Source organism: Corynebacterium sp. MSK073, assembly GCF_030232085.1.
Classification (GTDB): Bacteria; Actinomycetota; Actinomycetes; order Mycobacteriales; family Mycobacteriaceae; genus Corynebacterium.
The window spans coordinates 1-1978 of the sequence record NZ_JASPIY010000031.1 but is presented as its reverse complement, the minus strand read 5'-3'; the positions used below and the strand labels follow the sequence as shown (position 1 = coordinate 1978).

1 rRNA gene and 1 pseudogene are annotated in these 1978 nt (G+C 51.4%); one reads left to right on the top strand and one right to left on the bottom strand.

What is annotated here, in order from left to right:
- Positions 1–150 precede the first annotated feature (150 nt).
- Positions 151–268: ribosomal RNA gene (gene rrf / locus QP970_RS11500) — 5S ribosomal RNA — on the top strand.
- Between the two features lie 157 nt (positions 269–425).
- Here rrf and QP970_RS11495 read toward each other — a convergent pair.
- Positions 426–1584, bottom strand: a pseudogene (locus tag QP970_RS11495) (IS3 family transposase).
- Between the last annotated feature and the right edge of the window lie 394 nt (positions 1585–1978).

Here is a 1978-nt window from a genome sequence, read left to right as displayed (position 1 = left end):
ACAACCCCCGAACACCACGTGTGGGGATGATTGTTGGGTGGACTTGTTCGAAGCGAGTAAACAAAATGTACACATTCCGTGTGTCGCGTCCACTATGCAGTATCTGACACAACACCCGCACACAGTGGTGGGTAGTGTTCTTTTAGGTTTGTCGGTGGTTCATAGCTACAGGGAAACGCCCGGTCCCATTCCGAACCCGGAAGCTAAGCCTGTACGCGCTGATGGTACTGCAACCGGGAGGTTGTGGGAGAGTAAGTCACCGCCGACACCAAACAACAAAAAGATAATTCCATATCGATTCTGGTAGTCCCCGAAAGGCCACCACCCCTAATAATTGTGGGTGGTTGGTGGTTCGGGGACTTTCCGTCGTTTTACCCCCGCTGATATGGGCCCGACCCCCGAAAAGTGGACACGTCGGGGGCTAGCTATGCTGCTGTGGTCAGTATAGCCGAAGTCTCGGTTTCAAAGACATCAGGCGCTACGAGATTGCACCAGGAGTGCCGCCGGCGCGTGTTATAGCGCATGCACCACCGGAAGACCTCTTGGCGACAGGTAATTGGGTTGTCAAAGACTTTCCGATCACGCAAGACTTCTCGCTTTAAGGTGGCGTTAAACGATTCTGCTAGGGCATTATCGGCACTAGTTCCCACCGCTCCCATGGACTGGCGGACACCTAACGACGAGCAGTAGTTCCTAAAGGTTTGTGAGGTGTACACGCTGCCGTGATCGGAATGGAAAATAGTCCCGTCAAGACTGCCGCGCACACCATGTGCGTGGGCTAGAGCATCAATGACCAGTGAGACCCGCATGTGGTCTGCGAGTGCATAACCTGCAAGTTTACGTGAATACGTGTCAATGACTGTGGCAAGGTACATGTTCTTACCTCCCTTACACGGCAGGTAGGTAATGTCGCCGACATACACACGGTTCGGCTCGTTGGCGGTGAATTTACGGCCTACTAAGTCCGGCATGACACGGTGACCAGGCTTGCGCCGGGTGGTGATGCATCGACGCCGTTTGCTAAAGCCTTTAAAGTCCCATGGTTTTCATGATGCGTGCAACCTTCTTGTGATTGACCGGGGTATACGCCAGGTCTTCCTTAAGGCTTGCGGCGATGCGTTGAGCTCCGTAAAGCCCGTGCTCATCGTCGAAGATGGTTGTGATTCTTGCACCAATAAGACCGTCAGAATATATCTTTAAACTGCGCTTTTTACGGGTGTGGACCCATTTATAGAACGAGGAACGATTGAGCTTTAACACGTGGCACATCCGCTTAAGCCGAGTATTCGGTTCGGTGGTCATCGACAAACTGGAAGCGGATCACCAGTGAGTCTCTTCGGCAAAATACTTAGCAGCTTTACGTAGAATATCGCGTTCTTCGCGCAGCTTAGAGACTTCCTTTTCCAGCTGTCGGATTCGTTCGGAATCATTCGCCGCTTGGGCTTTATCATGCACTGCTTTTATGCGGGCACGTTTTCCGGTGCCGTACTTTTTGACCCAAGAATGCAGCGAGGCTCGATTGATACCGAGCTTGGCTGATGCTTTGTTCAGCGAGAGGTCCTCATTGTTCTCATAGAGGGCCACGGCATCGCGTTTGAACTGTTCTCAGTACCTGGACATGGTGGTAGATTACCTTTCTTCCCAGCCCGACTGGGCTGGATATCAGGTGTCCACCAAATGGGGGTCAGGTCCTGGGCACTGGAAGACGTGTCTTAATGAAGTGCTCATACCTCGTATGAGCACTCTTTTCTGTTGTAGAAGTACCTCTAAAGGTTCCGCTCACTCAGTAGAAAAATGATGCAACCTTAGTAGCAGGGCCTTTTATCATAGTTGGGTTTATCTAACGTTCTACCTTTCAAATAGGAAAAGTTATCCACCTTGCTTAGGTTGCGTCCACTAGTGTGGTGTATCTGTAACTGACGGTGGGCCCCTTATGAATGAGGCTGGCGACCACCGTAGTACCTTTCGATTCCGTAAC